The 24,245-nt window shown below is 70.0% G+C and carries 25 protein-coding genes and 1 riboswitch; of the genes, 15 read left to right on the forward strand and 10 right to left on the reverse strand.

The window, feature by feature from the left end:
• Window positions 1-217 precede the first annotated feature (217 nt).
• The 5 genes from KHU32_RS06945 (at window position 218) to KHU32_RS06965 (ending at window position 4,387) form a co-directional block, all read left to right on the forward strand.
• The gene (locus KHU32_RS06945; RefSeq protein WP_213669276.1) at window positions 218-550 is read left to right on the forward strand and encodes a hypothetical protein; all 333 of its coding nucleotides are present in this window, start codon (window positions 218-220) and stop codon (window positions 548-550) included.
• Window positions 551-704: 154 nt separating this feature from the next.
• Window positions 705-814, forward strand: a riboswitch (TPP riboswitch).
• A 39-nt stretch (window positions 815-853) separates the two neighbouring features.
• Window positions 854-1,090, forward strand: a complete 237-nt coding sequence (thiS, locus tag KHU32_RS23420) for a sulfur carrier protein ThiS (protein WP_249680580.1) — start codon at window positions 854-856, stop codon at window positions 1,088-1,090.
• A gap of 3 nt (window positions 1,091-1,093) precedes the next feature.
• The gene (locus KHU32_RS06955) at window positions 1,094-1,897 is read left to right on the forward strand and encodes a thiazole synthase (RefSeq protein WP_249680581.1); all 804 of its coding nucleotides are present in this window, start codon (window positions 1,094-1,096) and stop codon (window positions 1,895-1,897) included.
• Between the two features lie 159 nt (window positions 1,898-2,056).
• Entirely contained in the window at window positions 2,057-2,836 is a 780-nt protein-coding gene (locus KHU32_RS06960; protein WP_213669277.1) for an SDR family oxidoreductase, read from the forward strand.
• 420 nt (window positions 2,837-3,256) lie between these two features.
• Window positions 3,257-4,387: a type III PLP-dependent enzyme gene (locus KHU32_RS06965; protein WP_213669278.1), complete on the forward strand. Its 1,131-nt coding sequence runs from the start codon at window positions 3,257-3,259 to the stop codon at window positions 4,385-4,387.
• A 64-nt stretch (window positions 4,388-4,451) separates the two neighbouring features.
• Here KHU32_RS06965 and KHU32_RS06970 read toward each other — a convergent pair whose 3' ends face one another.
• Window positions 4,452-4,676, reverse strand: coding sequence for a hypothetical protein (locus tag KHU32_RS06970; protein ID WP_213669279.1), 225 nt, complete (start codon window positions 4,674-4,676; stop codon window positions 4,452-4,454).
• A gap of 52 nt (window positions 4,677-4,728) precedes the next feature.
• Here KHU32_RS06970 and KHU32_RS06975 point away from each other — a divergent pair, with 52 nt between their 5' ends.
• Window positions 4,729-5,286 carry a helix-turn-helix domain-containing protein gene (locus tag KHU32_RS06975; protein WP_249680582.1) on the forward strand — a complete coding sequence of 186 codons (558 nt, stop codon included), beginning with the start codon at window positions 4,729-4,731 and terminating at the stop codon, window positions 5,284-5,286.
• Here the strand turns inward: KHU32_RS06975 and KHU32_RS06980 are convergent.
• Window positions 5,267-6,211, reverse strand: a complete 945-nt coding sequence (locus tag KHU32_RS06980; RefSeq protein WP_213669281.1) for an aldo/keto reductase — start codon at window positions 6,209-6,211, stop codon at window positions 5,267-5,269. The genes KHU32_RS06975 and KHU32_RS06980 overlap by 20 nt on opposite strands.
• A gap of 204 nt (window positions 6,212-6,415) precedes the next feature.
• On the opposite strand from KHU32_RS06980, the gene KHU32_RS06985 reads away from it, so the two are divergent.
• Both KHU32_RS06985 and KHU32_RS06990 read left to right on the forward strand, forming a co-directional pair.
• Entirely contained in the window at window positions 6,416-6,823 is a 408-nt protein-coding gene (locus KHU32_RS06985; protein ID WP_213669282.1) for a DOPA 4,5-dioxygenase family protein, read from the forward strand.
• On the forward strand, window positions 6,820-7,518 hold the full coding sequence (locus tag KHU32_RS06990; RefSeq protein WP_213669283.1) for an SDR family NAD(P)-dependent oxidoreductase: 699 nt from the start codon (window positions 6,820-6,822) through the stop codon (window positions 7,516-7,518). The genes KHU32_RS06985 and KHU32_RS06990 overlap by 4 nt, the downstream gene beginning before the upstream one ends.
• Before the next feature lie 54 nt (window positions 7,519-7,572).
• Here KHU32_RS06990 and lepA read toward each other — a convergent pair whose 3' ends face one another.
• On the reverse strand, window positions 7,573-9,378 hold the full coding sequence (gene lepA / locus KHU32_RS06995) for a translation elongation factor 4 (RefSeq protein ID WP_213669284.1): 1,806 nt from the start codon (window positions 9,376-9,378) through the stop codon (window positions 7,573-7,575).
• A 135-nt stretch (window positions 9,379-9,513) separates the two neighbouring features.
• Here lepA and KHU32_RS07000 point away from each other — a divergent pair, with 135 nt between their 5' ends.
• From KHU32_RS07000 to KHU32_RS07010, 3 genes are all read left to right on the forward strand, one after another.
• Window positions 9,514-10,488, forward strand: a complete 975-nt coding sequence (locus tag KHU32_RS07000; RefSeq protein ID WP_213669285.1) for a Bug family tripartite tricarboxylate transporter substrate binding protein — start codon at window positions 9,514-9,516, stop codon at window positions 10,486-10,488.
• Between the two features lie 128 nt (window positions 10,489-10,616).
• Entirely contained in the window at window positions 10,617-10,937 is a 321-nt protein-coding gene (locus tag KHU32_RS07005; protein ID WP_249680583.1) for a cell envelope biogenesis protein OmpA, read from the forward strand.
• Between the two features lie 72 nt (window positions 10,938-11,009).
• The gene (locus KHU32_RS07010; protein WP_213669286.1) at window positions 11,010-11,396 is read left to right on the forward strand and encodes a RidA family protein; all 387 of its coding nucleotides are present in this window, start codon (window positions 11,010-11,012) and stop codon (window positions 11,394-11,396) included.
• On the opposite strand, the gene KHU32_RS07015 is transcribed toward KHU32_RS07010, so the two are convergent.
• From KHU32_RS07015 to KHU32_RS07025, 3 genes are read right to left on the reverse strand one after another with little or no spacing between them, the layout of a single operon-like run.
• A complete protein-coding gene (locus KHU32_RS07015; RefSeq protein WP_213669287.1) occupies window positions 11,393-12,076 on the reverse strand; it encodes a DNA-3-methyladenine glycosylase family protein in 684 nt (227 codons plus the stop codon). The genes KHU32_RS07010 and KHU32_RS07015 overlap by 4 nt on opposite strands.
• Window positions 12,077-12,078: 2 nt before the next feature.
• The gene (locus KHU32_RS07020) at window positions 12,079-13,473 is read right to left on the reverse strand and encodes an L-lactate permease (protein ID WP_213669288.1); all 1,395 of its coding nucleotides are present in this window, start codon (window positions 13,471-13,473) and stop codon (window positions 12,079-12,081) included.
• A gap of 28 nt (window positions 13,474-13,501) precedes the next feature.
• Entirely contained in the window at window positions 13,502-14,428 is a 927-nt protein-coding gene (locus KHU32_RS07025; RefSeq protein WP_249680584.1) for a DMT family transporter, read from the reverse strand.
• 24 nt (window positions 14,429-14,452) lie between these two features.
• Between KHU32_RS07025 and KHU32_RS07030 the strand changes: the two genes are divergently transcribed.
• From KHU32_RS07030 to KHU32_RS07045, 4 genes are read left to right on the forward strand one after another with little or no spacing between them, the layout of a single operon-like run.
• Entirely contained in the window at window positions 14,453-16,339 is a 1,887-nt protein-coding gene (locus tag KHU32_RS07030; RefSeq protein WP_213669289.1) for a propionyl-CoA synthetase, read from the forward strand.
• Window positions 16,336-16,779 carry a hypothetical protein gene (locus tag KHU32_RS07035; protein WP_213669290.1) on the forward strand — a complete coding sequence of 148 codons (444 nt, stop codon included), beginning with the start codon at window positions 16,336-16,338 and terminating at the stop codon, window positions 16,777-16,779. The genes KHU32_RS07030 and KHU32_RS07035 overlap by 4 nt, the downstream gene beginning before the upstream one ends.
• Window positions 16,776-17,546, forward strand: a complete 771-nt coding sequence (locus tag KHU32_RS07040; protein ID WP_213669291.1) for an enoyl-CoA hydratase — start codon at window positions 16,776-16,778, stop codon at window positions 17,544-17,546. The genes KHU32_RS07035 and KHU32_RS07040 overlap by 4 nt, the downstream gene beginning before the upstream one ends.
• Window positions 17,547-17,551: 5 nt before the next feature.
• Window positions 17,552-19,171, forward strand: a complete 1,620-nt coding sequence (locus KHU32_RS07045; RefSeq protein ID WP_213669292.1) for an acyl-CoA synthetase — start codon at window positions 17,552-17,554, stop codon at window positions 19,169-19,171.
• A 15-nt stretch (window positions 19,172-19,186) separates the two neighbouring features.
• On the opposite strand, the gene KHU32_RS07050 is transcribed toward KHU32_RS07045, so the two are convergent.
• The 4 genes from KHU32_RS07050 to KHU32_RS07065 all read right to left on the reverse strand — a co-directional run bounded on the left by KHU32_RS07050 (window position 19,187) and on the right by KHU32_RS07065 (window position 24,231).
• The gene (locus KHU32_RS07050; protein WP_347265524.1) at window positions 19,187-19,822 is read right to left on the reverse strand and encodes a trimeric intracellular cation channel family protein; all 636 of its coding nucleotides are present in this window, start codon (window positions 19,820-19,822) and stop codon (window positions 19,187-19,189) included.
• Window positions 19,823-19,901: 79 nt separating this feature from the next.
• The gene (locus tag KHU32_RS07055) at window positions 19,902-20,612 is read right to left on the reverse strand and encodes a metallophosphoesterase family protein (protein ID WP_213669293.1); all 711 of its coding nucleotides are present in this window, start codon (window positions 20,610-20,612) and stop codon (window positions 19,902-19,904) included.
• Between the two features lie 24 nt (window positions 20,613-20,636).
• A protein-coding gene (gene prfB, locus KHU32_RS07060) for a peptide chain release factor 2 (protein ID WP_213669294.1) occupies window positions 20,637-21,768 on the reverse strand; the annotation gives its coding sequence in 2 pieces (ribosomal slippage) (window positions 20,637-21,698 and window positions 21,700-21,768; 1,131 coding nt in all).
• 9 nt (window positions 21,769-21,777) lie between these two features.
• Window positions 21,778-24,231, reverse strand: a complete 2,454-nt coding sequence (locus KHU32_RS07065; RefSeq protein WP_249680585.1) for a penicillin-binding protein 1A — start codon at window positions 24,229-24,231, stop codon at window positions 21,778-21,780.
• Window positions 24,232-24,245 lie beyond the last annotated feature (14 nt).

Below are 24,245 nucleotides of genomic sequence, written 5' to 3' on the forward strand. Positions count from 1 at the left end.
TCGGCGCCGGCTTCGTGCCTCGGGTCCCGGTCCTCGGCTGATCGTCCCTTTCCGGCCCTATGGGGCCGCCGCGCGGTTGTCCGGCCGGGTCGGCCGCCTTTTCTCTTGCCGTGCTCCGCCGTGGATTCAGCGCTGCCGGCCATGGGGGAGGCGGGAGGGAGGCGCCCCTTCCCGGAGAGAGCTTTCCGGCCGCGTCCGTTCGTCAAAGGAATGCAAGATGATCTCCTTCCGCCACCTGGCGCGCTTCGCCGCCCTTCCGGTCGTCCTCGCCGCCTCTTCCGCCTTGGCCGCGCCGGGGCCAGCCTTCCAGCAGGCCATCCTCGCCGAGCTGTCCCCCGCGACCCGCACGGAGGTGCAGAGCCGCGCGACCGGTGGGAACTCCGTCTATGAGGTCCTGGCGGTCATTCTCCTCAACAACCTGCAGCTGGCCGGGACGCCGAATGCCCAGGTCGTCGCCGTCGACTTCGGCCGCGAGACGGCGGTCGTGAAGGTGGGCGAGGCCTACCGCGTCGTCCGCTTCGATTCGTCGACGCTGAGCGTCCGCAACTGAGGCGAAGGCCCGTGCCCCCGTCGGCCTGACGAGGGGCGCGGGCCGACTTTCCCTGACGCTCCACGCCCCGCCGGGTTCGCGCCTGGCGGGGTGTCGCCGCATGTCCCGCTCGGGGATCGAGTGGTTGACTTGAACAAGGCGAAAGACGCAGTATCGATCGACCAAGGGGAGCCCTTCCAGAGGGCTGAGATTCCGCGATGACGCGGTCAACCCTTAGAACCTGATCCGGGTCATGCCGGCGAAGGGATGGGAGCACGGCGTCGCGCGACCCCCTTCGAATCTAATATTGGGATGAAGCGAGAGATGCCCGACACCCTCATGCCGTCCGCCGCCGACCGATTGGCCCTCATGGTCAATGGCGAGGCCCGTGCCGTCGCGCCCGGCACCAGCGTCACGGATCTGCTGGCCGAGATCGGCCTCGCGGAGCGCAAGGTCGCCGTCGAGCGCAACCTCGAGATCGTGCCGCGTTCGCAATATGCCACGACGATACTCTGCGCCGGCGACGCCATCGAGATCGTTCACTTCATCGGAGGCGGCTGAGCCATGCCCGACGACATCAAGATGCCCGTGGCGACCGACGACAGCTGGGAGGTGGCCGGGCGCCGCTTCAACTCGCGCCTCATCGTCGGCACTGGCCGCTACAAGACGCTGAAGCAGACCGGCGAGAGCATCCGCGCCAGCGGCGCGGAGATCGTCACCGTCGCCGTCCGCCGGGTGAACCTCAGCGACGCTACGGCGCCGATGCTGCAGGATTTCGTCTCGCCCAAGGACTACACCTACCTGCCCAACACCGCCGGCTGCCACACGGCGCAGGAGGCGGTGCGCACGCTGCGCCTGGCGCGCGAGGCCGGCGGCTGGAACCTCGTGAAGCTCGAGGTGCTGGGCCCGCCGCCCTACCTCTACCCCGACATGGCCGGCACCTTCGAGGCCGCCGCCGCCCTGCTCGAGGACGGCTTCGAGGTGATGGTCTATTGCGCGGATGATCCGGTCGCGGCGAAGCGGCTGGAGGAGATGGGCTGCGTCGCCATCATGCCGCTGGGCGCGCCCATCGGCTCGGGTATGGGGGTGGTGAACCCCTACATGATCCGCAGCATCAAGCAGAACGCGAAGGTTCCCGTGCTGGTGGATGCCGGCATCGGCACGGCCAGCGAGGCGGCCTTCGCCATGGAGCTCGGCTGCGATGCCGTGCTGCTGAACAGCGCCATCGCCCATGCGCAGGACCCGGTGAAGATGGCTGTCGCCATGAAGCATGCGGTGATCGCGGGGCGGGAGGCCTTCCTGGCCGGGCGCATGCCGCGCGACTACCGCGCGGATGCGTCGAGCCCGATGAGCGGTCTGATCCGCTAAGGCATCACCCGATCGGATGACATCATCCGGTCGGGTAAAGATGCCTGCCAAAACAAGGGGCTGGAGCGTTTTACGCGAGCGCTGGCGAACGGAAAGCGCTCTAGCCGGGACTGCCGGGCCGAGTCAGGATCAATCCCGACATCCAAACGGGAGTGAATCATGGATCTCGGTATCAAGGGGCGCAGGGCCATCGTCTGCGCCGGCTCGAAGGGCCTCGGCCGCGGCTGTGCGGAGGCCCTGGCGCGCGAGGGCGCCGAGCTGATCATCACCGCCCGCGGCGGCGAGGCGCTAGAGGCCACGGCCAAGGCCATCCGCGACGCGACGGGCGTGAAGGTGAAGACCGTCCAGGGCGACATCACGACCGAGGCCGGCCGGGCCGATGTGCTGGCCGCCTGCCCGGATCCGGACATCCTCATCACCAATGCCGGCGGCCCGCCGCAGGGCGAGTTCTCGGGCTTCGAGCTCGACGACTGGCGCAAGGCCGTCGAGGCCAACATGCTGACGCCGATCGCGCTCATCAAGGCGGTGCTGCCGAAGATGACCGAGCGGAAGTTCGGCCGGATTCTGAACATCACCAGCTATTCGGTGAAGGCGCCGATCGCGCGGCTCGAGCTTTCCAACGGCGCACGGGCGGGCCTCACGGGCGCGCTGGCCTCGCTGGCGCGGCGGGTGGCGGTGAACAACGTCACCATCAACCACCTGCTTCCCGGGCCCTTCGACACGGACCGGATTCGCGGCAACTGGCGCCAGGTCGTGGCCGCTGGCACCTCCACGATGGACGAGCTGGAGCGCAACGCGGTGAAGGCCATCCCCGCCGGCCGTCTCGGCACGGCCGAGGAATTCGGCAATTTCGCCGCCTTCCTCTGCTCGGCCCATGCCGGCTTCACGACGGGGCAGAGCATCCTGCTCGATGGCGGCTCCTACCCGGGCACGCTGTAACAAATGCGTCACGCGCAGGTCAGACGCGCGCCGTAAACACTCCGGCCTTCCGGGGGGCGTCGCGGGCGTTTCGCCGCGATCCCCGGGAAGGTTCCGGCGGCCTTTCCGGCCGAACCGGGGGCATCACGAAAAATTTTCGTCGCCGCCCGCAAAGCTGCTTGCATCCCCGGGCGAGCAGCCCTAAGTGCCGCCCCACAAGACGCAGTACGCACGTGCCTCTGGCCCCAGGCCCACGGAGCAGAGCCTCACTTCCGGCTCGCCACCGCGGCGCAAGGTTTACGCAACGACGTCAAGCGTTCTGGCAACCCCGGGGGCTCACCCTCCCGGTCTTCTTCTGGTCGCTGGTTCGTTCGACCGTTTCGTCAATCTGGGGCTGCCCCTCGAAAGGGGTAGTTCCACTCGTTTGTGGAAGGTGCTGCGATGACCCCTAAGGTCGCTCGCTTCCTTGCGGACACCCAGCCGGCGACGCCGTGCCTGGTTCTTGACGTCGACCGCGTCGCGGAGAATTTCCGCCGGCTGCGCGACGCGCTTCCGCTCGCCCGCATCTATTACGCCGTGAAGGCGAATCCGGCGGCGCCCGTGCTGGAGCGCCTGGTCGGCCTCGGCTCGCATTTCGACGCGGCCTCCTTCCAGGAGGTCTCGATGTGCCTGGACGCCGGCGCCGAGCCGGAGGCAATCTCCTACGGCAACACCATCAAGCGCGAGCGCGACATCGCGGCCGCCTATGCGCGCGGCGTGCGCATGTTTGCCTTCGACAGCGAGATGGAGCTGGAGAAGCTGGCCCGTTCCGCGCCCGGCAGCCGCGTCTACTGCCGCATCCTCGTCGGCAATGATGGCGCCGAGTGGCCGCTCAGCCGCAAGTTCGGCTGCGAGGTCGAGATGGCGAAGGATCTGATGGTGAAGGCCGGCGAGCTGGGCCTCGACCCCTTCGGCCTCTCCTTCCACGTCGGCAGCCAGCAGACGCGCACCGCGGCCTATGAGGCGGCGATCGCCAAGGTCGCCATGCTCTTCACCGACCTGGTGGATGCCGGGGTGAAGGTGCGCATGGTCAACCTCGGCGGCGGCTACCCCGTCCGCTACAAGTCCGAGGTGCCGGAGATCGTCGAGATCGGCGCGGCCATCATGGGCGCGATGGTCGAGCATTTCGGCAATTCCCTGCCCGAGATCGTGATCGAGCCCGGCCGCTTCCTGGTGGCCGATGCCGGCGTGGTCCAGGCCGAGGTCGTGCTGGTGAGCCGCAAGGCCGCGAACGATCCCGTCCGCTGGGTCTATCTCGACATCGGCCGCTTCGGCGGGCTGGCGGAGACCGAGGGCGAGGCGATCAAGTACGCCTTCCGCACGCCGCATGACGGCACCGCCGACGGCCCCGTGACCATCGCCGGCCCGACCTGCGACAGCACGGACACGCTCTATGAGAAGTCCAACTACCGCCTGCCGACGGCGCTGACGGCGGGCGACCGCGTGGAGCTGCTGGCGACCGGCGCCTATGTGACGAGCTATGCCAGCCAGAAGTTCAACGGCTTCTCGCCGCTGGAAGAGCATTACATCTGAGCCTCCGGCCTCCTGCCGGAATGCAGAAGCCGCCGCGGGTGACCGCGGCGGCTTTTCTTTTGGCTCAGAGGTACCGGCCGCGCTCCATGATCTCGAGCGTGTAGTCCTTGTAGGTCATCCCCAGCTCCTCGGCCCGGGCCAGGCGCCGGAGGACGACCTCGCGGGGTGGGGATTTCCAGGCCTTCTTATGGGCCTTGCGCCAGCAGAAGACGCGCCAGGAGGCGTCGGGATCCAGGGGAGGGCCCCCGTTGTGACCCAGCCCGGGCGGCTTGTAGGATTCGATGGCCATGGCGGAAGAATTCCATCAAAGTGATAACATGTCTACTATGATGGATGACCCGTTGCAGCTCCTGCTCGCCGGCCGCATCCGGCGCGAGAGGGAGGCGCGTGGCTGGGCGATCGCGGAACTGGCCTCCGCCTCGGGCGTCTCGCGCGCAATGATCAGCAAGGTGGAACGCGGCGAGGCGAGTCCCACCGCCACGCTGCTCGGCCGCCTGTCGGGCGCCTTTGGCCTGACGGTCTCGGCGCTGCTGGCGCGGGCCGAATCGGATGGCGGCGCCGGGCGGGTGATGCGGGCTGCGGAGCAGGAAGTCTGGACCGATCCGGAGACGGGCTATCGGCGCCGGCAGCTCACGCCGCCCGGCGCCGATCCGGAGCTCGTGCATGTGGAGATGCCGGCGGGCGGGCGCGTCGGCTATCCCGCCGCCTCCTACGCCTTCATGCGGGGGCACAGCGTCTGGCTGATCTCGGGCGGCCTCGTCATCCGGGAAGGCGATGGCGAAACCGTCCTGAGTGCCGGGGATTGCCTGTCCTTCGATCTCGCGACGCCGCAGGATCGCGAATACGTGAACCCGACCTCGGCGCCGTGCCGCTACGTGGTCACGCTGGCGCGGCGATAGCCTCGATCTCCGCGATCTCGGCGGCCGTCAGTGCCCAGTCGCCCGCCTTCACGTTCTGCGCGATCTGCTCGGGCTTCGTCGCGCCCGCGATGACGCTGCTCACCGGCGCCTTGGACAGCAGCCAGGAGAAGGCGAGCTCGACCAGCGTGTGGCCGCGGGCCTTTGCATAGGCGTCCAGCTTCTCCACCACGTCGAAGCTGCCCTCGGTCTGGTAGCGCGCGTAGCGGTCGGTGCCGGCCATGCGCGTGCCCGCCGGCGTCGGCTCGCCGCGACGGTACTTGCCGGTGAGCATGCCGCTGGCCAGCGGAAAATAGGGCAGCAGCCCCATGCCGTAGCGCGCGGCGACGGGCACCACATCCTGCTCGGCCTTGCGGACCAGCAGCGAATACTCGTCCTGACAGGAGACGAAGCTGTTCAGGCCGAGATGCTTCGAGGTCCATTGCGCCTCGACCACCTGCCAGCCCGGCAGGTTGGAGCAGCCGATGTAGCGGACCTTGCCCTGCTTCACGAGGTCGTCGAGGGCGCGCAGCGTCTCCTCGGTCGGCGTCAGCGGATCGGGCTTGTGGTACTGGTAGAGGTCGATCCAGTCGGTCTTCAGCCGCTTCAAGCTCGCCTCGACGGCGGACATGATGTAGCGGCGCGACCCACCCTTGAGCCGGCCATTCTCGCCATCCATGGGCAGGCCGAACTTGGTCGCCAGCACGATGTCCTTGCGCCGGTCGCCCAGCACCTGGCCCATCAGCGTCTCCGATCCGCCCTGGTTGCCGTACATGTCGGCCGTGTCGAAGAGGGTGATGCCGTGGTCGAAGGCCGCGTGGATGACGGCGCGCGTGCCCTCGAGGTCCAGCCTTCCGCCGAAATTGTTGCAGCCGAGGCCGATGGTGGAGACCAGCAGTCCGCTGGTGCCGAGATTGCGTTGCTTCATGGACGCCTTGCCTTCGTTGCTCGCGCGGAAGATTGCGCGCGGCTCAGCGGGGCGGCAAGTCGAGCAGCGGCTTGCCGATCAGGCGGCGCTCCTCCAGCGAGAGCGCGCCGCCGTAACGGCCGATCTGGATGGCCTTCATGGTTGCTCCTGCAATCCGGAGCGACGTTCCCATCTCTGGACCGAACCCGGGAGCCTCGCCCATCCATGACCGTACAGCCGCTCGACACGATCCAGGGCTATCACGCCCATATCTATTTCGATGGCCCGGAACAGCGCGCCGCCGCCGAGATCCTGCGCGCGGAAATCGCCCAGCGCTTCTCTGTCCTTCTTGGCCGCTGGCACGACCGGCTGGTCGGGCCGCATGCGAGGCCGATGTACCAGGTCGCCTTCGCGGCCGGCGAATTCGCCCGCCTCGTGCCCTGGCTCATGCTCAACCGCCGCGGCCTCGCGGTGCTGATCCATCCCGAGACCGGTCAGCCCAGGGCCGACCACCTGACCCATTCCCTGTGGCTGGGCGAAATCCTCGACATCAACGCCGCGCCCCTGCCCGAGCGCAGCACGGAAGCCGAGCCCGAGCTTGTTCCCAACACCCAGCCGACGGTGACCCCATGACCGACATCCCCTATCGCAACGGGCTCATCATCGGCGCCGGACCCGGCATCAGCGGATCCCTCACCCGGCTGCTGCGCGCGGCCGGGATTCCGGTCGTGGTCGCCGCGCGGCAGGTCGACCGGCTCGCGCCGCTGGTCGAGGCCGGCGCCGTCGCGCTGCCGGTCGATGCCAGCGACGCCGGGCAGGTGGAACGACTCTTCGCCGAGACGGAGGCGAGGATCGGCGCGCCGGAGATCGTGATCTACAACGCCAGCGGCCGCGTCCGCGGCCCCATCGCCGAGCTCGATCCAGCGGAGGTCGAGCGGGCCGTCGCCGTCTCGGCCCTGGGCGCCTTCTACACGGTGCAGCAGGCCGCCAAGCGCATGGTGCCGGCGGGGAAGGGCGCGATTCTGCTCACCGGTGCGACCGCAGGGGTGAAGGGCTTCGCTCTCTCCGCGCCCTTCGCCATGGGCAAGTTCGCGCTGCGGGGCCTGGCGCAGAGCGCGGCGCGCGAGCTATCGCCGCAGGGCATCCATGTCGCCCATGTCGTGGTCGATGGCGGCGTGCGCGCCGCCCACCGTCCGGACCCGGCGGACCGGCCGGACAGCACGCTCGATCCCGACGCTGTCGCGCAGTGCTATCTAGACCTGCTGCGCCAGCATCGCAGCGCCTGGTCCTGGGAAATCGAGGTCAGGCCCTGGGTGGAGAAGTTCTGACGTCGCCGGCGTGTGATCAGACCGTCGGCGCCTTCGCGCCGTCGGTCATCCCGCTCAGCTGTCCATCTTGAGGGCGGCGATGAAGGCACTCTGCGGAATCTCGACCTTGCCGAACTGCCGCATGCGCTTCTTGCCTTCCTTCTGCTTGTCCAGAAGCTTGCGCTTGCGGGAGATGTCGCCGCCGTAGCACTTGGCGGTGACGTCCTTCGACATGGCGGAGATGGTTTCGCGCGCGATCACCCGGCCGCCGATCGCGGCCTGGATGGGGATCTTGAAGAGCTGGCGGGGAATCAGCTCCTTCAGCTTCTCGCAGATCTGCCGGCCACGGCGGTCGGCCTGGTTGCGGTGCGCCATGAAGGAGAGCGCATCGACCGGCTCGGCATTCACGAGGATGGAGATCTTCACGAGATCACCGGCCTCGTAGCCCTCCATCGAATAGTCGAAGCTGGCATAGCCGCGGCTGATGGACTTGAGGCGATCGTAGAAGTCGAAGACCACCTCGTTCAGCGGCAGCATATAGACCGCCATGGCGCGGGTGCCGACATAGGTCAGCTCCACCTGCCGGCCGCGGCGCTCGTTGCAGAGGGTCAGCACGGGGCCGAGATATTCGTCGGGCACCATGATCGTGGCCTTGATCCAGGGCTCCTGGATCTCGGCGATCAGGGTGGGGTCCGGCATGTCGGCGGGGTTGTGGAGGTCTTCCTCCACGCCGCTGTTCAGCTTCAGCTTGTAGACGACGGAGGGTGCGGTCGCGATCAGGTCGAGGTCGAACTCGCGGGAGAGGCGCTCCTGCACGATCTCCAGGTGCAGCAGGCCGAGGAAGCCGCAGCGATAGCCGAGGCCGAGCGCCGCCGAGGTCTCCATCTCGTAGTGGAAGCTGCTGTCGTTCAGCCGCAGCTTGCCCACGCTCTCGCGCAGCTTCTCGAAATCGTCGGCATCGACGGGGTAGAGGCCGCACCACACCACGGGAATGCTGGGCTTGAAGCCGGGCAGCGCCTCGGTGGCGGGGTTGCGGTCGTCGGTGATGGTGTCGCCGACATTGGTGTCGGCCACCGTCTTGATGGCGGCGGTGACGAAGCCCATCTCGCCCGGCCCGAGGCTCTCGCAGGCCACCATCTTCGGCGTGAAGTAGCCCACCTGCTCCACGGTATGGACGGCGTTGTTCGACATCATGCGGATGCGCTGGCCCTTCCGCAGATGGCCGTCCTTCACGCGCACGAGGACCACGACGCCGAGATAGGCGTCGTACCAGCTGTCGACCAGCAGGGCGGTCAGCGTCTTGGAGGCGTCGCCCGTGGGCGGCGGCAGGCGGGTGACGATGGCCTCCAGCACGCCCTCGATGTTGAGGCCGGTCTTGGCGCTGATCATCACCGCGTCGGAGGTGTCGAGGCCGATCACGTCCTCGATCTGCTGCTTCACCCGGTCCGGCTCGGCGGCGGGGAGGTCGATCTTGTTGAGCACGGGCACGATCTCGTGCCCCGCATCCAGCGCCTGATAGACATTGGCCAGCGTCTGCGCCTCGACCCCCTGGGAGGCGTCGACCACCAGCAGGGAGCCCTCGCAGGCGGCCAGCGACCGGCTGACCTCATAGGCGAAGTCCACATGGCCCGGCGTGTCCATGAGGTTCAGCGTGTAGGTGTTGCCGTCCTTGGCCGGGTAGCTGATGCGGACGGTCTGCGCCTTGATGGTGATGCCGCGCTCGCGCTCGATGTCCATGTTGTCGAGCAGCTGTTCCTTCATGTCCCGCGCGGCCACGGTTCCGGTCGACTGAATCAGCCGGTCGGCGAGCGTGGACTTCCCATGGTCGATATGCGCGACGATGGAGAAGTTGCGGATCAGGTTCAGCGGAGTCTCGGTCATCCGCGGGAGATAGGGCCAAAGTGGGCCCAGCGAAAGCGGCCGTTTGCGCGAAGAGAGGTTTCCCTTCCAGGGACGCCCGGCATGCCGCAGCATGACGGCATGACCGGGAAGAAATCCCGGCTGGAGAAACGTCCGATGACCCTTCACCGCCGCGCGGCCCTGCTGGCCGCCCCCTCCCTCATCCTCGGCGCCAAGGCCCTGCACGCGCAGGATTTTCCGACGCGCCCCATCCGCATGATCGTGCCCTATACCCCGGGCGGCGTCTCGGACATCACGGCCCGGCTGATCGCCGAGCCCATGTCGGCCGCGCTCGGCCAGCCCGTGCCGGTGGAAAATCGCGCGGGGGCGGACGGCGTGATCGGCACCGACGTCATCGCGAAATCGGCGCCGGACGGGCATACGCTGGGCCTCGTCTCGGTCGGCCATCCGGTGAATGCGGCGCTCTACCGGCTGCCCTTCGACACGATGCGCGACTTCACCTTTCTGACGCTGACCACGCGCACGCCCCTGGTCTTCTGCACGGCGCGGAGCTTCGTGGCGAACACGCCGGCCGAGCTGGTGGCCTACGCCCGCACCAGGCCGGCCGGCCACATCACCTATGCCGCGACGGCGGGCGTGGTGCGCCTCGCCCCGGTGATCTTCGCCCAGCGTAACGGCATCGAGATGACCTACGTGCCCTATCGCGGCAGCACCCAGGCGCATCCGGACCTGATCTCGGGCCGGGTGGACGTGATGTTCGACACCGTCTCGGCGGCGCTGCCGCATATCCAGTCCGGCGCCCTGAAGGCGCTGGCAACGACGGGCGCCACGCGCTCGGCCCTGCTGCCCGACGTGCCGACGCTGGGCGAGGCCTTCATGCCGGGCTTCGAGGCCACGACCTGGGGCATGGTCCTGGCGCCGGCGGGCTTGCCCGTGCCGGTGGTCACGCGGTTGCACCGCGAGATCGTGGCGGCGCTGCAGCGCCCGGAGGTGGTGGACCGCCATCGTATCCTGGGCGCCGAGGTCTCGACGCTCACGCCCGAGCAGAGCCGCGACTTCACCCAGTCCGAGATGGAGAAATGGGGTGCCGCGGCGCGCGCGGCGGGGATCGAACCGCAGAATGCCGGCTGACGGCAATCGCGGTTAAGTCTTTGCCATCATGGCGAAACCCCCGGCATCGCCGGGGTGAATCCGATTGTGGGCGGGGGAGGCGCGGTGGTAGATTCCCCGAACGATGGCTGGTCATGGAGAGCGGCTGAATGCGTAAGACCACGGTTGTTCTGCTGGCAGGCGTCGCCCTGATCGGCGCCGGCTGCACCAACCCCTACGATCCCGGCCAGCGGGCGCTCGGCGGCGCCGGAATCGGCGCGCTCAGCGGCGCGGCCATCGGTGGCCTGGCCGGCGGCGGCCGCGGTGCGGCGGCGGGTGCGCTCATCGGCGGCGCCGGCGGCGCGCTGGTCGGCGCCGCCACCACGCCCACGCCTCCTCCGCCCCCGGCCTATGGCTACGGCTATCCCCCGCCGGGCTACGTGCCGCCGCCGCCGGCCCCCGCGCCCTATGGCTACGGCTACGGGAAGTAGCCCTCTCCCGCCCCGGTCGACGGGGCGGGCCGATTTCGGCAGCCTGGGCGGGTTCTCCTCGAAGGATCCGCCATGCCCAAGCGCGCCATTTCCAGCGACAAGGTGTTCAAGCCCAGCCTGCCCTTCGCCCAGGCGACGGAGGCGGGTGGCTTCGTCTTCGCCTGCTCGACCGGCCGCGACGTCGAGGGCCGCTTCGCCATCGGCGACGTCCGCGCCCAGACGCAGCAGACCATCGACAATATCCGCGCGCTGATCGAGGCCGCCGGCGGCACGCTTAAGGACGTGGTGAAGTGCACCGTCTATGTGACGGATCGCGAGGATTGGGCGCCGATGAACGAGGTCTATTTCGTCAATTTCGCCGAGGACCCGCCGCACCGCGTCTCCTGCATCGTTTCGGGCCTGGGCTCGCCCGACTGCCTCGTGGAGATCGATGCCACGGCCTATCTGGGGAAAGCTTAGGCCGTCGGCCGGCGCACGCGCTTCGCGGCGGGGCGCGGCTCCGTCGCCGCCTCCGCCGCCTTCCGCTTCTTCCCCTCGTCCGAGGCGCGCCACAGATACCAGGCCGCGACGCTCCGCCAGGGCTTCCAGGCCTCGCCGATCGCGGCCAGCTCCTTCGGCTTGAGCTGTGTTTCCGCGCCCGTGAGCAGCTTCCAACCGTCGCGCACGCCGAAATCGTCCACGGGCAGGATGTCCGTTCGGCCCAGGGTGAACATCAGCATCATCTCCACCGTCCACTGGCCGACGCCGCGGATGGCGACGAGGCGGCGGATCAGCGTCTCGTCGTCGATCGCCGCGGCCTCCTCCAGGCTCGGCACCAGGCCGCCTACCGTCTTCTCGGCGATGTCGCGGATGGCGGCGACCTTGGAGCCGGAGAAGCCGCAGCCGCGCAGCGCCTCGGGCGGCAGGTCGAGCACGAAGCGGGGCGGCGGGAAGCTGTCATGGGGATACAGCGCGGCGAAGCGGCCCAGGATCGCCTCGGCCGCGCGGGCATGCACCTGCTGGTGCGCGATGGCCTGCACCAGCGCCTCATAGGGCTCGCGCGGCAGCACCTCCATGGTGCAGGGGCCGACGCGCTGGATGAGTGGGCGCAGGGTCTTGTCGCGCAGCAAGCGACGCTCGGCGGTCTGCCAGTCGGCCATGGTCACCTCAGGAAGATCAGCGTCAGCGTGCCGACCAGCATCACGAGCGCCATGGAAGGCAGCATCACGCGCCATACCTGCCCGGGCCGCGTGCGGTCGGCCAGGAGCGCGCAGAGCATGGCGGTGCCGGCGATGCTCATGCCCGCGCCCGCGCCGCTCGTGAAGTTGTGCAGCGCTGGCGCCAGCAGCTGCGGCAGGCCCAGCTGCGCCCCGAGCGCGACCTGGACCGGCATTAGCGCCGCGTTGCCCCCCACGTTGCTGCCGGTGATGAAGCCGGCGAGGAAGCCGATCGGCACCAGCGCATAGGCCGCGAAGTCGCCGGTGCTCTCGATCAGCGATTGCGCGAGGGCCTGCGCCACGCCGCCGCCCGCCAGCCATCGGCCGAGCAGGACGTAGAGCATCATGGCCGCCGCCGGCCGCAGGGCGCGGTGCAGCGCGGTGCTGACCCGCGCCAGGCCCTGCGGCTGCGCGGCAAGCAGGCCGAGCGCCACGATCCACAGCACGACGGCGACATGGGTGATGGGAAAGCCGGGCAGCTCCGGGAAGGGCCGGAAGGCTGGCGGATTCGGCACGAGCCGCGCGGCGAGCAGGCAGACCGTCACCAGCAGATAGGGCCAGCTCGCCCGCAGCGCCGTGGCGAGGTCGCGCGGCCGGTCGGCGCGCCAGAGCGCCCAGACGGCCACGATCCCGCTCGCCACCACACCGACCGTTTCGAAGGGCAGGATCCTGTGCAGCGCGACCAGCAGCACGGCCAGCGTCACGAGGATCAGCGCCTGCATGGCCTTCTCGCGCGGCGGCGCCGGATAGCCGGCCTTGGCCTGCAGCCACCAGAGCACGGGGGCGAGGGTCAGCAGCCAGGCCGCATTGGGCCAGGCGACCAGCGCGACCATGTCCTGCGCCGGCACACCCGCCAGCACCGCGCCCAGCGCCGAGCCCGGCCCCAGCCCGCCCCAGGGCACCAGCACCAGCGCCTGCATCGCCAGCGCGACCGCGACCGCGCCGCCGATCCGCATGCCATGCAGCGCGGAGAGCGCGAAGACGGCGCCGACGGCGAAGCCCGTGACGCTTTCGAGGAAGGCGCCGAGCGGCAGGGCGACGGCGAAGATCCGCGCGGGCGTCGGCGCGCGCGGCGCGGCCATGCCCTGGCTCCGTACCACTGCCGTGTGGAACAGCAGCCCGCCGCTCACCACGGCGATGGGCTGGAAGGCCAGGAAGGCGGCGCGCGGGCTTTCGTGCAGCAGGATGCCGATCAGCGTCGCGCTCTCGGGCATCGTCACGGCGATCGCGGGCAGGGCGGCCAGCAGCGCGATGCCGCAGGCGGCCAGCGGGCCCATGCGGCCGCTGGCCAGCAAGGCGAGCAGCAACAGCAGTGGCGCAGCCTGAAGCGCAAGGGTCATCGGCGGCGCGCCCCCCGCGCGCGGAATATCATCGTCGTCTGGCCTCGCTGATACTGATCATCACGGCGCCGGAAAGGATGACCGCGGCACCGAGCCAGGTCCAGCCGTCCGGCACCTCGCCCCAGAGGATCCAGCCTACCGCCGCGATCACCACGAGGCGCAGGTACTGGAACGGCGCGACCGCGCTGGCCTCGCCGGCCCGCAGCGCCTCGGTGACCAGCCAGATGATGCCGGGGGTGACGAGGCCGAAGACCGCCAGGATCGCGACGTCGCCCAGGTTCAGCGGCGTCCAGCCCGCGATGGCGAAGGGCAGGGTGCAGGCCGAGGTGACCAGCCCCACCCAGGCGAGCACCGTCTCCGTCCGCTCGGTGCGGGAAAGGCTGCGCGAGGTCAGGGTGATGCCGCACCAGGCGAGCGCCGCGCCCAGCGCCACCAGCGCGCCGGTTAGCGGGACGTCGGCGCCGGGCCGCAGCATGACGGCCACGCCGAGCAGCCCGGCCAGGGTTCCCGCCCAGCGCGCGCGGTCCACCCGCTCGCCCAGCACGGGGCCGGCCAGCAGGGTCGTGAACATCACATTGGTGAAGGACAGCACCGTGGCCGTCGCGAGGTCGAGGAAGGCGAAGGAGAGGAAGTAGAGGCCCCAGGTCGTGGTCGAGCAGAGGCCGCGCATCAGATGCATGCCCGTGCGCCGCGTGTGGAAGACGGCAAGGCCGCCGCTCAGCACCAGCGGCAGAACCCAGAGCAGCTGGCCCATCGAGCGCGCGAAGAGCTGCGTCGAGGTGGGCACGCCGCGATCGTTCAGCCAGCGGATGAACAACGCCTCGGCGGCGAAGAGGACAGCGCTCAGCGACATGAGAATCGCGCCGCGGAGATTGGCCGGCAAAGCCGCGAAGCGCGAGGTCATGGCCGCGATGGTGGCGCCGAGAAGCTTGCGAAGCAACGTCCGCCCGGTCATTTTCTCCTTCGAGGAGAACGATCCATGGCCCCGAACGAGGGTTACGACGCCGCGGTCGCACGCTGGCGCAAGGACCCGGACGCCTATTGGCTGGAAGCCGCGCGTGGCCTGGACTGGAGCCGGGCGCCCTCCCGCGCCTTCGACGGCTCGATGGGTCTCTTCGGCCGGTGGTTCCCCGACGGCGTGCTGAACACCTGCCACAACGCACTGGACCGCCACGTCGCGGCCGGGCGAGGCGCGCAGACGGCGATCATCTACGACAGCCCCGTCACTGGCACGATCCGCCGCTTCTCCTATGCGGAGATGCTGGACCGCGTGAGCCGCCTGGCCGGCGCCCTGGCCGCGCGGGGCGTCGCGAAGGGCGACCGCGTGCTGCTCTACATGCCCATGGTGCCCGAGGCGGCGATCGCCATGCTGGCCTGCGCGCGGCTGGGCGCGATCCATTCCGTGGTCTTCGGCGGCTTCGCGGCGGCGGAGGTCGCGGCGCGCATCGACGACGCCACGCCCAAGGCCATCATCTCGGCGAGCTGCGGGATCGAGCCGGGGCGGATCGTGGCCTACAAGCCGCTGCTGGACGCGGCCATCGGCATGGCGGCGCACAAGCCCGATTTCTGTTTCATCCTGCAGCGGGAGGCGCAGCGCTGCGACCTCGTCGCGGGACGCGACGTCGACTATGCCGAGGCGGAAGCCGCCGGTGCGCCGCACCCTTGCGTGGACGTCGCGGCGACGGATCCGCTCTACATCCTCTACACCAGCGGCACGACGGGAAAGCCGAAGGGCATCGTGCGCGACCACGGCGGGCACGCGGTGGTGCTGCATGCCAGCATGCGCATGATCTACGGCCTCGGCGCCGGCGACGTCTTCTGGACGGCGAGCGACGTGGGCTGGGTCGTCGGTCATTCCTACATCGTCTACGCGCCGCTGCTGGCGGGCTGCACCTCCGTGCTCTTCGAGGGCAAGCCGGTCGGCACGCCCGATGCGGGCACCTTCTGGCGCGTCTGCGCCGAGCATGGCGTGCGCGTGCTCTTCACCGCGCCGACCGCCATCCGTGCCATCCGCAAGGAGGATCCGGAAGGTGCGCTGATACGGAAATACGACCTCTCGAAGCTGGAGGCGCTGTACCTCGCGGGCGAGCGTTGCGATCCACCGACGGCGATCTGGTCGGCCGAAAAGCTCGGCGTGCCGGTGGTGGATCATTGGTGGCAGACCGAGACGGGTTGGCCGATCACCGCGGGCTTCCGCGGCTTCGGCCTCTTCGAGCCTCGCCCCGGCTCAGGCGGCAAGCCCACGCCGGGTTACGACCTGCGCGCGCTGGATGCCGAGGGGCACGAGGTGCCGCGTGGAACACAAGGTGCGCTGGTGCTGAAGCTGCCGCTGCCGCCCGGCTGCGCGCCGACCCTGTGGAACGCCGAGCAGCGCTATCGCGAGGCCTATCTCTCCACCTTCCCCGGCTACTACGACACCTCGGATGCCGGCATGGTCGACGAGGAGGGCTTTGCCTGGGTGATGGGCCGCACGGACGACATCATCAACGTCGCGGGCCATCGCCTTTCGACCGGCGCGATCGAGGAGGTGCTCGCCGCGCATCCGGATGTCGCGGAATGCGCCGTGGTCGGCATGGCGGATGCGTTGAAGGGCCAGGCGCCGCTCGGCCTCGTGGTGCTGAAGGCCGGCGCCCGGCGCGAGGAGGCGGAGCTGGCGCGCGAGCTCGTCGCCCTGGTGCGCGAGCGCATCGGGCCCGTCGCGGCCTTCAAGGAAGCGCGCGTCGTCGCGCGCCTGCCCAAGACGCGATCGGGGAAGATCCTGCGCGGCACGATCCGCAAGATCGCCGATGGCGAACGCTACAGCGTGCCGCCGACGATCGACGATCCGCTGATCCTCGAGGAGATCGCGGGAGTGCTGGCCGGATGATCACGCGCCGCGTCGCCCTGGTCCTGCTGGCGCTGCCGCTGTCCAGGGAGGCGCGGCCGCTGGGCCTGGACGTGCTGCGCGGCGACCCCGACCGGCGCCTGCTGCTGGACGCCATCCGCCCCACCCTGGCCCGCGCGACCAACGGCCCGATCCGCTTCACCGTGCGCGAGCTGCGGCGCTTCGGGGATTTTGCCTACGGCGTGCTCCAGCCGCGACGGCCGGATGGGGAGGGGGCGATCGACTGGATGGCGACGCCCTATCGCGCGCGCGCCGAAGGCGCGGGTTTCGAGGACGGCCTCACCTACGTGCTCTGGCGCCGGCTGGCGGGCGGCTGGAAGGTCGAGGAGCAGGCCGTCGGTCCCGCCGCACCCGTCTGGCCGGACTGGCAGCGGCGCTACCGCCTCCCGCGAAATCTCTTCGAGCAAGGAGGCACGCCATGATCACCATCGAACGCCGCAACGACGGCGTCGCCCTCATCACGCTCGACCGTCCCGCTGCACGCAACGCGCTGAGCCTCGCGCTGCTGGAGGCGCTGAGCGAAGCGTTGCGCGAATGCGAGGAGGCGCGCTGCGTGGTGCTCGCGGCGAATGGCCCTGCCTTCTCGGCGGGCCACGACCTGCGCGAGCTGACGGCCGCGCGCGGCGAGGCCGATGGCGGGCGCGCCTTCTTCGCGCGGACCATGGCGCTGTGCAGCCGCGTGATGCAGCAGGTGGTGAACCATCCGGTGCCGGTGATCGCCGCCGTCGAGGGCATCGCGACCGCGGCCGGCTGCCAGCTCGTCGCGAGCTGCGACCTGGCCGTCGCGACGCCGGCCTCGAAGTTCTGCACGCCGGGCGTGGACATCGCGCTCTTCTGCTCGACGCCCGCCGTCGCCGTCGCGCGCGCCATCCCGCGCAAGGCCGCAATGGAGATGCTGCTGACCGGGCGCATGGTCGGGGCCGAGGAGGCGAGGTCGCTCGGCCTCGTCAACCGCGTCGCGGAGGATGCGCGCGGTGCGGCGCTGGAACTCGCGGCGCAGATCGCCGCGCGCTCGGCGGTGACGATCCGCATGGGCAAGCGCGGCTTCATCGAGCAGTCCGGATTGCCGCTGGCCGAGGCCTATGACGCCGCCAGCGCGGTGATGGTCGACAACATGATGGCCGCGGACGCGGAGGAGGGCATCGGCGCCTTCCTCGGCAAGCGCGCGCCGCATTGGCAGGATCGCTGAGACCCATGGCCGCTTCCGATTACGACGCCCTTCCCCGGGTTGCCGCCAACCACCAGCCGCTCACGCCGCTGCTCTTCCTGGAGCGCAGCGCGGCGGTCTTTCCCGACCATGTCGCCGTCGTCCACGGCGCGATCCGGCGCAGCTATGCGGAACTGCGCGCGCGCTGCGTGAAGCTGGCCCATGCACTGGCCCTGCGCGGTCTCAGGCGCGGCGACACGGTGGCAGCGATGCTGCCCAACACCCCGGCGATGCTGGAATGCCATTACGGCGTGCCCATGGCCGGCTGCGTGCTCAACAGCATCAACACGCGGCTCGACGCGGCGACCATCGCCCATATCCTGGACCATGGCGAGGCAAGGCTCCTCATCGTGGACCGGGAGTTTCTGCCGGTCCTGCGCGCGGCGCTGACGCAATGCGCGAACCGTCCCGCGATCATCGAGGTGAACGACAGCGAGGCGCCCTTCGCCGGAACGCTGGGCGGGCAGGATTACGAGGCTCTGCTGGACGAAGGCCGCGCCGATTTCGCCTGGCCGCTGCCGCCCGACGAATGGGACGCCATCACCCTCAACTACACCTCCGGCACGACGGGCAAGCCGAAGGGTGTCGTCTACCATCATCGCGGCGCGCAGCTGCTCGCGACGAGCAATGTGCTGGCGGCGGGGATGGTGCGGCACCCCGTCTATCTCTGGACGCTGCCGATGTTTCATTGCAACGGCTGGTGCTTCCCCTGGACCATCACCGCGATGGCCGGCACGCATGTCTGCCTGCGCGCGGTGCGCGGTGCCGCGATGTGGTCGCTCATCGCCGAGCATGGCGTCACGCATATGTGCGGCGCGCCGATCGTGATGGGCACGCTGCTGGCCACGCCCGAGGAGGAGAAGCGCCCGCTTCCCGGCAGCGTGACCTTCATCGTCGCTGGCGCGCCGCCGCCCGAGGCCGTGCTCGCCGCCATGAGCGCGGCCGGCTTCGCCGTGCTGCACGTCTATGGGCTCACCGAATGCTACGGCCCAGCCGTCACCAACGAATGGCACGAGGAATGGGACGCGGCGCCGGCGGCCGAGAAGGCGCGGCTCATGGCGCGGCAGGGCGTGCGTTACCTCGCGCTCGAGGGGCTCGACGTCATGAACCCGGAGACGATGGAAACCGTCGCCTCGGACGGCGTGGCGATGGGCGAGGTCATGATGCAGGGCAACTGCGTCATGAAGGGCTACCTGAAGGATGAGGCCGCGACGGTGGCGGCCTTCGCCGGCGGCTGGTTCCACACCGGCGATCTCGCGGTGAAGCACCCGGACGGCTACATCCAGCTGCGCGACCGCTCGAAGGACATCATCATCTCGGGCGGCGAGAACATCTCCTCCATCGAGGTCGAGGATGCGCTGTTCAAGCATCCGGCGGTCGCCTTGGCGGCCGTCGTCGCGCGGCCGGACGACAAATGGGGCGAGGTGCCCTGTGCTTTTGTCGAGCTGAAGCCCGGCGCGGTTGCGACCGAGGCCGAGCTGATCGCCCATTGCCGCGGCATCCTCGCCGGCTTCAAGCTGCCCAAGCATATCGTTTTCGCGGAGCTGCCCAAGACCAGCACCGGAAAGATCCAGAAGCACGTCCTGCGCGCGCAGGTCCAGCAATAGGCCTGCGCGTCCCGATCAGTCCCGGCGCGTTGGCGCGACGGGCAGCTTCCATCCCCGCGCGATCGAGATCAGCCGCAAGGCCAGGCAAAGGCCGATGGCCGGCAGCGAGACGATGGTGGGCGACAGGCCCATCCATTCGCCGGCCAGCACCATCAGCGCGGCGGCGAGGGCGGCGACGGCATAGATCTCCCCCTGCAGCACCACTGGCACGCGCGCGGTGAGAACGTCGCGCAGCATGCCGCCGCCGATGCCGCTCAGCATGCCCAGCAGCGCGGCCATGGGCGGCGAAAGGCCGAATTCCAGCGCCTTGTAGGTGCCCGTGACGGCGAAGACGCCGAGGCCTGCCGCGTCGAAGAACAGGACGGCGGAATGGAAGCGCGCGATCAGCGGCTGGAAGCCGAAGGCCAGCAGCCCCGCGGCCGTCGCGATCGCCAGCGCGTACCAGCTGGCGATGGCGACCGGCGGCACGGCGCCCAGCAGCAGATCGCGGAGGATGCCGCCGGCCGCCGCCGTCACGAAGGCCAGCACCAGCACGCCGAAGAGATCCATCCCGCGCTGGGTGCCGAGCACGGCACCGCTGAGCGCGAAGGCGAAGGTGCCGACGAGGTCCAGCGGGTGGATCAGATAGGCGAGGGGCAGGTCGACGGGCAGGGGAAGGCTCCTTCACGCAGCCCGTGGCGCGCCGGCCGCGACGGGGCCGGCCGATACTGGTGGGCGCCGGAACGCGAAGTCAAACGGCGGTGAGGATGCCGATCCGGCCTTCTTCGAAGACGCCGCAGGTCAGCGGCCCGCCGAAGACGGCGCCCGTGTCGAGGTTCACGCGGTTCTCGCGCAGATCGGCCTCGCGCTCGCGCACGGGGGTGTGTCCGTGCACGACGATCATGCCGTGATCGGCCTCGCTGTTGAGGAAGGCGCCGCGGATGCGCAGCAGGTCCTCGGGCTTCTGCTCGTCGAGCGGAACGCCGGGGCGGATGCCGGCATGGACGAAGAGATAGGGGCCCACGCGGTAGTGCAGCTGCAGGGAGCGCAGGAAGGCGAGATGCGCGGCCGGGATGCCCGGGGCCCAGGCGTCGCGCGGTGCATCCGGGGCCATGCCCCAGCTCGCGAGGGCGTGGTTGCCGCCGTAATACATCCAGTCCGTCGCGCTCGGCGCGTCGCCGTCGAGGGCGGCGAGGAGGGTGTCCTCGTGATTGCCGCGCAGGTTCACCACGGGGCAGGCGTCGAAGCCCATGGCGGCTTCGAGCGCGCCGGCGGAATCGGGACCGCGGTCGATGAAGTCGCCCAGATGCACGACGGAGGCCCCGGAGGTTGGGTTCTCCTTCAGGTCGGCACGGATCAGCTCATGCAGCGCCTTGAGCTGGTCGGCGCAGCCATGGACGTCGCCGATCGCATAGACGCGCGTGCCGACCGGCAGCTGGGCCGGCGCCTTGAGCCACTTCATGGCGTGGCGGCGGGCCCGCCGACCCTAGCGCGCATTGGCGCTCGCATCGGATCGCGTGTTCCCCACGCGCGCGGCCAGGGCGGCGGCCATGAAGTCGTCGATGTCGCCGTCCAGCACCGCGGAAGGATTGCCCTTTTCCAGCCCGCTGCGGAGGTCCTTTACCAGCTGGTAGGGCTGCAGGACGTAGTTGCGGATCTGGTGGCCCCAGCCGATGTCGGTCTTGCCGGCCTCGATGCCTTCGCTGATGGCCTCGCGTTTCCGGAGCTCCAGCTCGTAGAGGCGCGCCTTCAGCATATCCATCGCGATGACGCGGTTGCGGTGCTGCGAGCGGTCCTGCGTGGAGGCCGCGACGATGCCGGTCGGGATATGCGTGAAGCGCACGCCCGATTCCGTCTTGTTCACGTGCTGGCCGCCGGCGCCGGAGGCGCGGAAGGTGTCGGTCTTGAGGTCGGCCGGGTTGATCTCGATTTCGATCTTGTCGTCGATCACCGGATAGACGTAGACGCTGGCGAAGCTGGTCTGGCGCTTGTCGTTGCCGCCGAAGGGGCTGATGCGCACCAGGCGGTGCACGCCCGTCTCGGTCTTGAGCCAGCCGAAGGCATTGTCGCCCGTGACCTGGAGGGTCGCGGACTTGATGCCGGCCTCCTCGCCCTCGGACTGCTCGGTGAGCACGACCTTGTAGCCGCGGCGCTCGGCCCAGCGCATGTACATGCGCAGCAGCATCTCGGCCCAGTCCTGGGCCTCGGTGCCGCCGGCGCCGGCATTCACTTCGATATAGGCGTCGTTGTGATCGGCCTCGCCGGAGAGGAGGCTCTCGATCTCGCGGCGCTTGGCCTCGGTGGCATAGGTCTCGAGGTCGGCGACGGCGGCATCGGCCGTCGCGGCGTCGCTCTCGGCCTCGGCCATCTCGATGAGCTCCATCGCGTCGGCGACGGACTGCTCGAGCTTCTGGACACCTTCGACCTGCTCGACCAGCCGGCCGCGCTCGCGCATGAGGCGCTGGGCCTCGGTGGCGTCATTCCAGAGGGTGGGGTCCTCGGCCCGAGCGTTCAGCTCGGCGAGGCGGATGAGGGAGGCATCCCAGTCAAAGATGCCTCCTCAGCAGAGTCACCGAAGCGGTGATCTGCTCGTGCAACTGTGTGGCATCGGCGCGCATGATGGGCCCTCAGTAAAGTCCCCCGAGGCCGCTGTCCACACGGGCCGCCGCACCGGCGCCGCTCTGCTCGGTCGGCATGGTCGCCGAGTTCTCGGTGCCGGGGCGGAAAGCCTCCAGGATCGACTGGCCGTTATCCGTCGTGATGCGGACCAGTGCCACGCCCGGGGGCGCGCGGAAGGGCACGGCCGGGCTGCCCTGGAGCGCCGCGGCCGCGACCTCGCGGAAGATCGGCGCGGCGTTGCCGCCGCCCGTCTCGCCGTTGCCGAGGCTGCGCGGGTCGTCGTAGCCAACCCAGACCGCGATCACGATGTCGGGCGTGAAGCCGACGAACCAGTTGTCCTTGTAGTCGTCGGTCGTGCCGGTCTTGCCGGCCACGGGGCGGTTCAGCCCGGTCGCGGCGCGCGCGCCGGTGCCGCGCTGCACGACGCCCTGCAGCAGGTTCACGATCTGGAAGGCCGCGATGGGATCGGCCACCTGCCGGCGATTCTCGGCGATGGTGGGCGGCGGGCCGTTGGGCCCTTCGGCGCAGCCGGTGCATTCGCGGGCCTGGCTCCGCCAGATCACCCGGCCGCGCTGGTCCTGCACGCTGTCGATGAAGGTGGGGTCCACCCGGCGGCCGCCATTCACGAAGCTGGCATAGCCGGCGGCCTGGCGCAGCACCGTGGTCTCGCCCGCGCCGAGGCTCATGGAGAGGTAGCGCGGCATGTTGTCGATGACGCCGAAGCGGGCGACCGTATCGGCCACGCGGTCGATGCCGACCTCCTGCGCGATCCGGATGGTGACGAGGTTGAGGCTGCGCTCCAGCGCCGAGCGCATGGTGACGTAGCCGCCGCTCAGGCTGCCGCCGTAATTGCCCGGGCGCCAGACGCCCTGCGGCGTCGCGACCTCGATCGGCCCGTCCAGGAAGCGCTGGTTCGGCGGGATGCCGGCCTCCAGCGCGGTCAGGTAGACATAAGGCTTGAAGGAGGAGCCGGGCTGCCGCATCGCCTGGGTGGCGCGGTTGAACTGGCTGCGGTCGTAGCTCCAGCCGCCCGAGATGGCGACGACGCGCCCCGTATTCGGATCGAGCGCGACGACCGCGCCCTCCACTTCCGGAACCTGCCGCAGGGCGAGGCGCTCGGGCCGCGGACCGGCCGCCGGGGCATTGGCGGCGGAACCGCGTGCCGCGGGAGCGGCCGGGGCGGGGCGATTGGGCTCCGGCTCCACCATCACCACGTCGCCGGCCGAAAGCACCTCGGACATGCGGCGCGGCGCGGCGCCCAGGCGCGGGGCCTGGCCCGCGGCCGTGGGAAGGACGGGGCGCGCCCAGGCGAGGTCTTCGAGGAGGACCACGCCGATCCGGGGCTCCACCGGGTTGCGGGGATTGGGGCGCTCGAACCAGCCGAGGCGCGCCTCGCGGTCGCGGACTTCCAGCACCACGGCCTGGCGCCATTCGTTCAGCATGCCGGGCGGGCGGGGCAGGGCCTCAAGGGCGGGCAGCCAGTCGGCAGCGCCATGGGCGCTCTTGCCCAGCGGGCCGCGCCAGCCGCCGCGGCGGCGGTCATAGGCCATCAGCCCGTTGCGGAGCGCGACCTCGGTCGCGGCCTGAAGGCGCGGATCGAGGCTGGTGCGGACCACGAGGCCGCCGCCCTGGGTCTGCTCCTGGCCGAAGCGCTGGATGAGCTCGCGCCGGACTTCCTCGGTGAAGTGGCCGCCCACGGGGACCACGTCCGGCCGGCGCGAGGGGCGGGCCTGGATCGGCTCGGCCTTGGCCGCGACGGCCTCGGCGGCGGTGACCACGCCGTCATCCACCATGCGGTCGATCACCCAGTCGCGGCGGATGCGGGCGGCCTCGGGATAGCGCAGCGGGTTGTAGTTGTTGGGCGCCTTGGGCAGAGCGGCCAGGAAGGCGGCCTCGGAAAGGGTCAGCTCGTCGAGGGACTTGTTGAAATAGGCATGCGCCGCCGCCGCCACGCCGTAGGACTGGGCCCCCAGGAAGATCTCGTTCAGGTAGATCTCCAGGATGCGCGACTTGGGCAGCGCGTCCTCGAGGCGGATGGCCAGCAGCGCCTCGCGCGCCTTGCGCAGCATGGTCCGGTCGCTGCCGACCAGCATGTTCTTCGCGACCTGCTGGGTGATGGTGGAGGCGCCGATCATGCGCCGGCCGGAACCGTATTGCTCGACATTGGTGACGACGGCGCGCAGCAGCGCGATCGGGTCCACGCCCTGGTGGCGCTCGAAGTTCTGGTCCTCCGCGGAGATGAAGGCCTGCTGCACGCGCCGGGGAATGGCCTCGATAGGCACGAAGACGCGGCGCTCGGCGGCCAGCTCGGCCATCAGGCGGCTGTCGCCCGCATAGATGCGGCTCATCTGCTGGGGCTGGTAGTCCGCGAGCCAGCGATAGTCCGGCAGGTCGGATTCGAGCTTGCGGTAGAGCCCGTAGCCCGCCACGCCGGCGGCCACGGTGCCGATGATCGCCACCATGAAGAGGGTTCGTA

Origin of the sequence: Roseococcus pinisoli, from assembly GCF_018413645.1 — a bacterium.
Classification (GTDB): domain Bacteria; phylum Pseudomonadota; class Alphaproteobacteria; order Acetobacterales; family Acetobacteraceae; genus Roseococcus; species Roseococcus pinisoli.

Excerpts from the sequence above, each read along its gene's own strand:
- KHU32_RS06945 (WP_213669276.1), top strand. The coding sequence starts at position 218 with ATGATCTCCTTCCGCCACCTGGCGCGCTTCGCCGCCCTTCCGGTCGTC.
- thiS (WP_249680580.1), top strand. The coding sequence starts at position 854 with ATGCCCGACACCCTCATGCCGTCCGCCGCCGACCGATTGGCCCTCATG.
- KHU32_RS06955 (WP_249680581.1), top strand. The coding sequence starts at position 1,094 with ATGCCCGACGACATCAAGATGCCCGTGGCGACCGACGACAGCTGGGAG.
- KHU32_RS06960 (WP_213669277.1), top strand. The coding sequence starts at position 2,057 with ATGGATCTCGGTATCAAGGGGCGCAGGGCCATCGTCTGCGCCGGCTCG.
- KHU32_RS06965 (WP_213669278.1), top strand. The coding sequence starts at position 3,257 with ATGACCCCTAAGGTCGCTCGCTTCCTTGCGGACACCCAGCCGGCGACG.
- KHU32_RS06970 (WP_213669279.1), bottom strand. The coding sequence starts at position 4,676 with ATGGCCATCGAATCCTACAAGCCGCCCGGGCTGGGTCACAACGGGGGC.
- KHU32_RS06980 (WP_213669281.1), bottom strand. The coding sequence starts at position 6,211 with ATGAAGCAACGCAATCTCGGCACCAGCGGACTGCTGGTCTCCACCATC.
- KHU32_RS06985 (WP_213669282.1), top strand. The coding sequence starts at position 6,416 with ATGACCGTACAGCCGCTCGACACGATCCAGGGCTATCACGCCCATATC.
- KHU32_RS06990 (WP_213669283.1), top strand. The coding sequence starts at position 6,820 with ATGACCGACATCCCCTATCGCAACGGGCTCATCATCGGCGCCGGACCC.
- lepA (WP_213669284.1), bottom strand. The coding sequence starts at position 9,378 with ATGACCGAGACTCCGCTGAACCTGATCCGCAACTTCTCCATCGTCGCG.
- KHU32_RS07000 (WP_213669285.1), top strand. The coding sequence starts at position 9,514 with ATGACCCTTCACCGCCGCGCGGCCCTGCTGGCCGCCCCCTCCCTCATC.
- KHU32_RS07005 (WP_249680583.1), top strand. The coding sequence starts at position 10,617 with ATGCGTAAGACCACGGTTGTTCTGCTGGCAGGCGTCGCCCTGATCGGC.
- KHU32_RS07010 (WP_213669286.1), top strand. The coding sequence starts at position 11,010 with ATGCCCAAGCGCGCCATTTCCAGCGACAAGGTGTTCAAGCCCAGCCTG.
- KHU32_RS07015 (WP_213669287.1), bottom strand. The coding sequence starts at position 12,076 with ATGGCCGACTGGCAGACCGCCGAGCGTCGCTTGCTGCGCGACAAGACC.
- KHU32_RS07020 (WP_213669288.1), bottom strand. The coding sequence starts at position 13,473 with ATGACCCTTGCGCTTCAGGCTGCGCCACTGCTGTTGCTGCTCGCCTTG.
- KHU32_RS07025 (WP_249680584.1), bottom strand. The coding sequence starts at position 14,428 with ATGACCGGGCGGACGTTGCTTCGCAAGCTTCTCGGCGCCACCATCGCG.
- KHU32_RS07030 (WP_213669289.1), top strand. The coding sequence starts at position 14,453 with ATGGCCCCGAACGAGGGTTACGACGCCGCGGTCGCACGCTGGCGCAAG.
- KHU32_RS07035 (WP_213669290.1), top strand. The coding sequence starts at position 16,336 with ATGATCACGCGCCGCGTCGCCCTGGTCCTGCTGGCGCTGCCGCTGTCC.
- KHU32_RS07040 (WP_213669291.1), top strand. The coding sequence starts at position 16,776 with ATGATCACCATCGAACGCCGCAACGACGGCGTCGCCCTCATCACGCTC.
- KHU32_RS07045 (WP_213669292.1), top strand. The coding sequence starts at position 17,552 with ATGGCCGCTTCCGATTACGACGCCCTTCCCCGGGTTGCCGCCAACCAC.
- KHU32_RS07055 (WP_213669293.1), bottom strand. The coding sequence starts at position 20,612 with ATGAAGTGGCTCAAGGCGCCGGCCCAGCTGCCGGTCGGCACGCGCGTC.
- KHU32_RS07065 (WP_249680585.1), bottom strand. The coding sequence starts at position 24,231 with ATGGTGGCGATCATCGGCACCGTGGCCGCCGGCGTGGCGGGCTACGGG.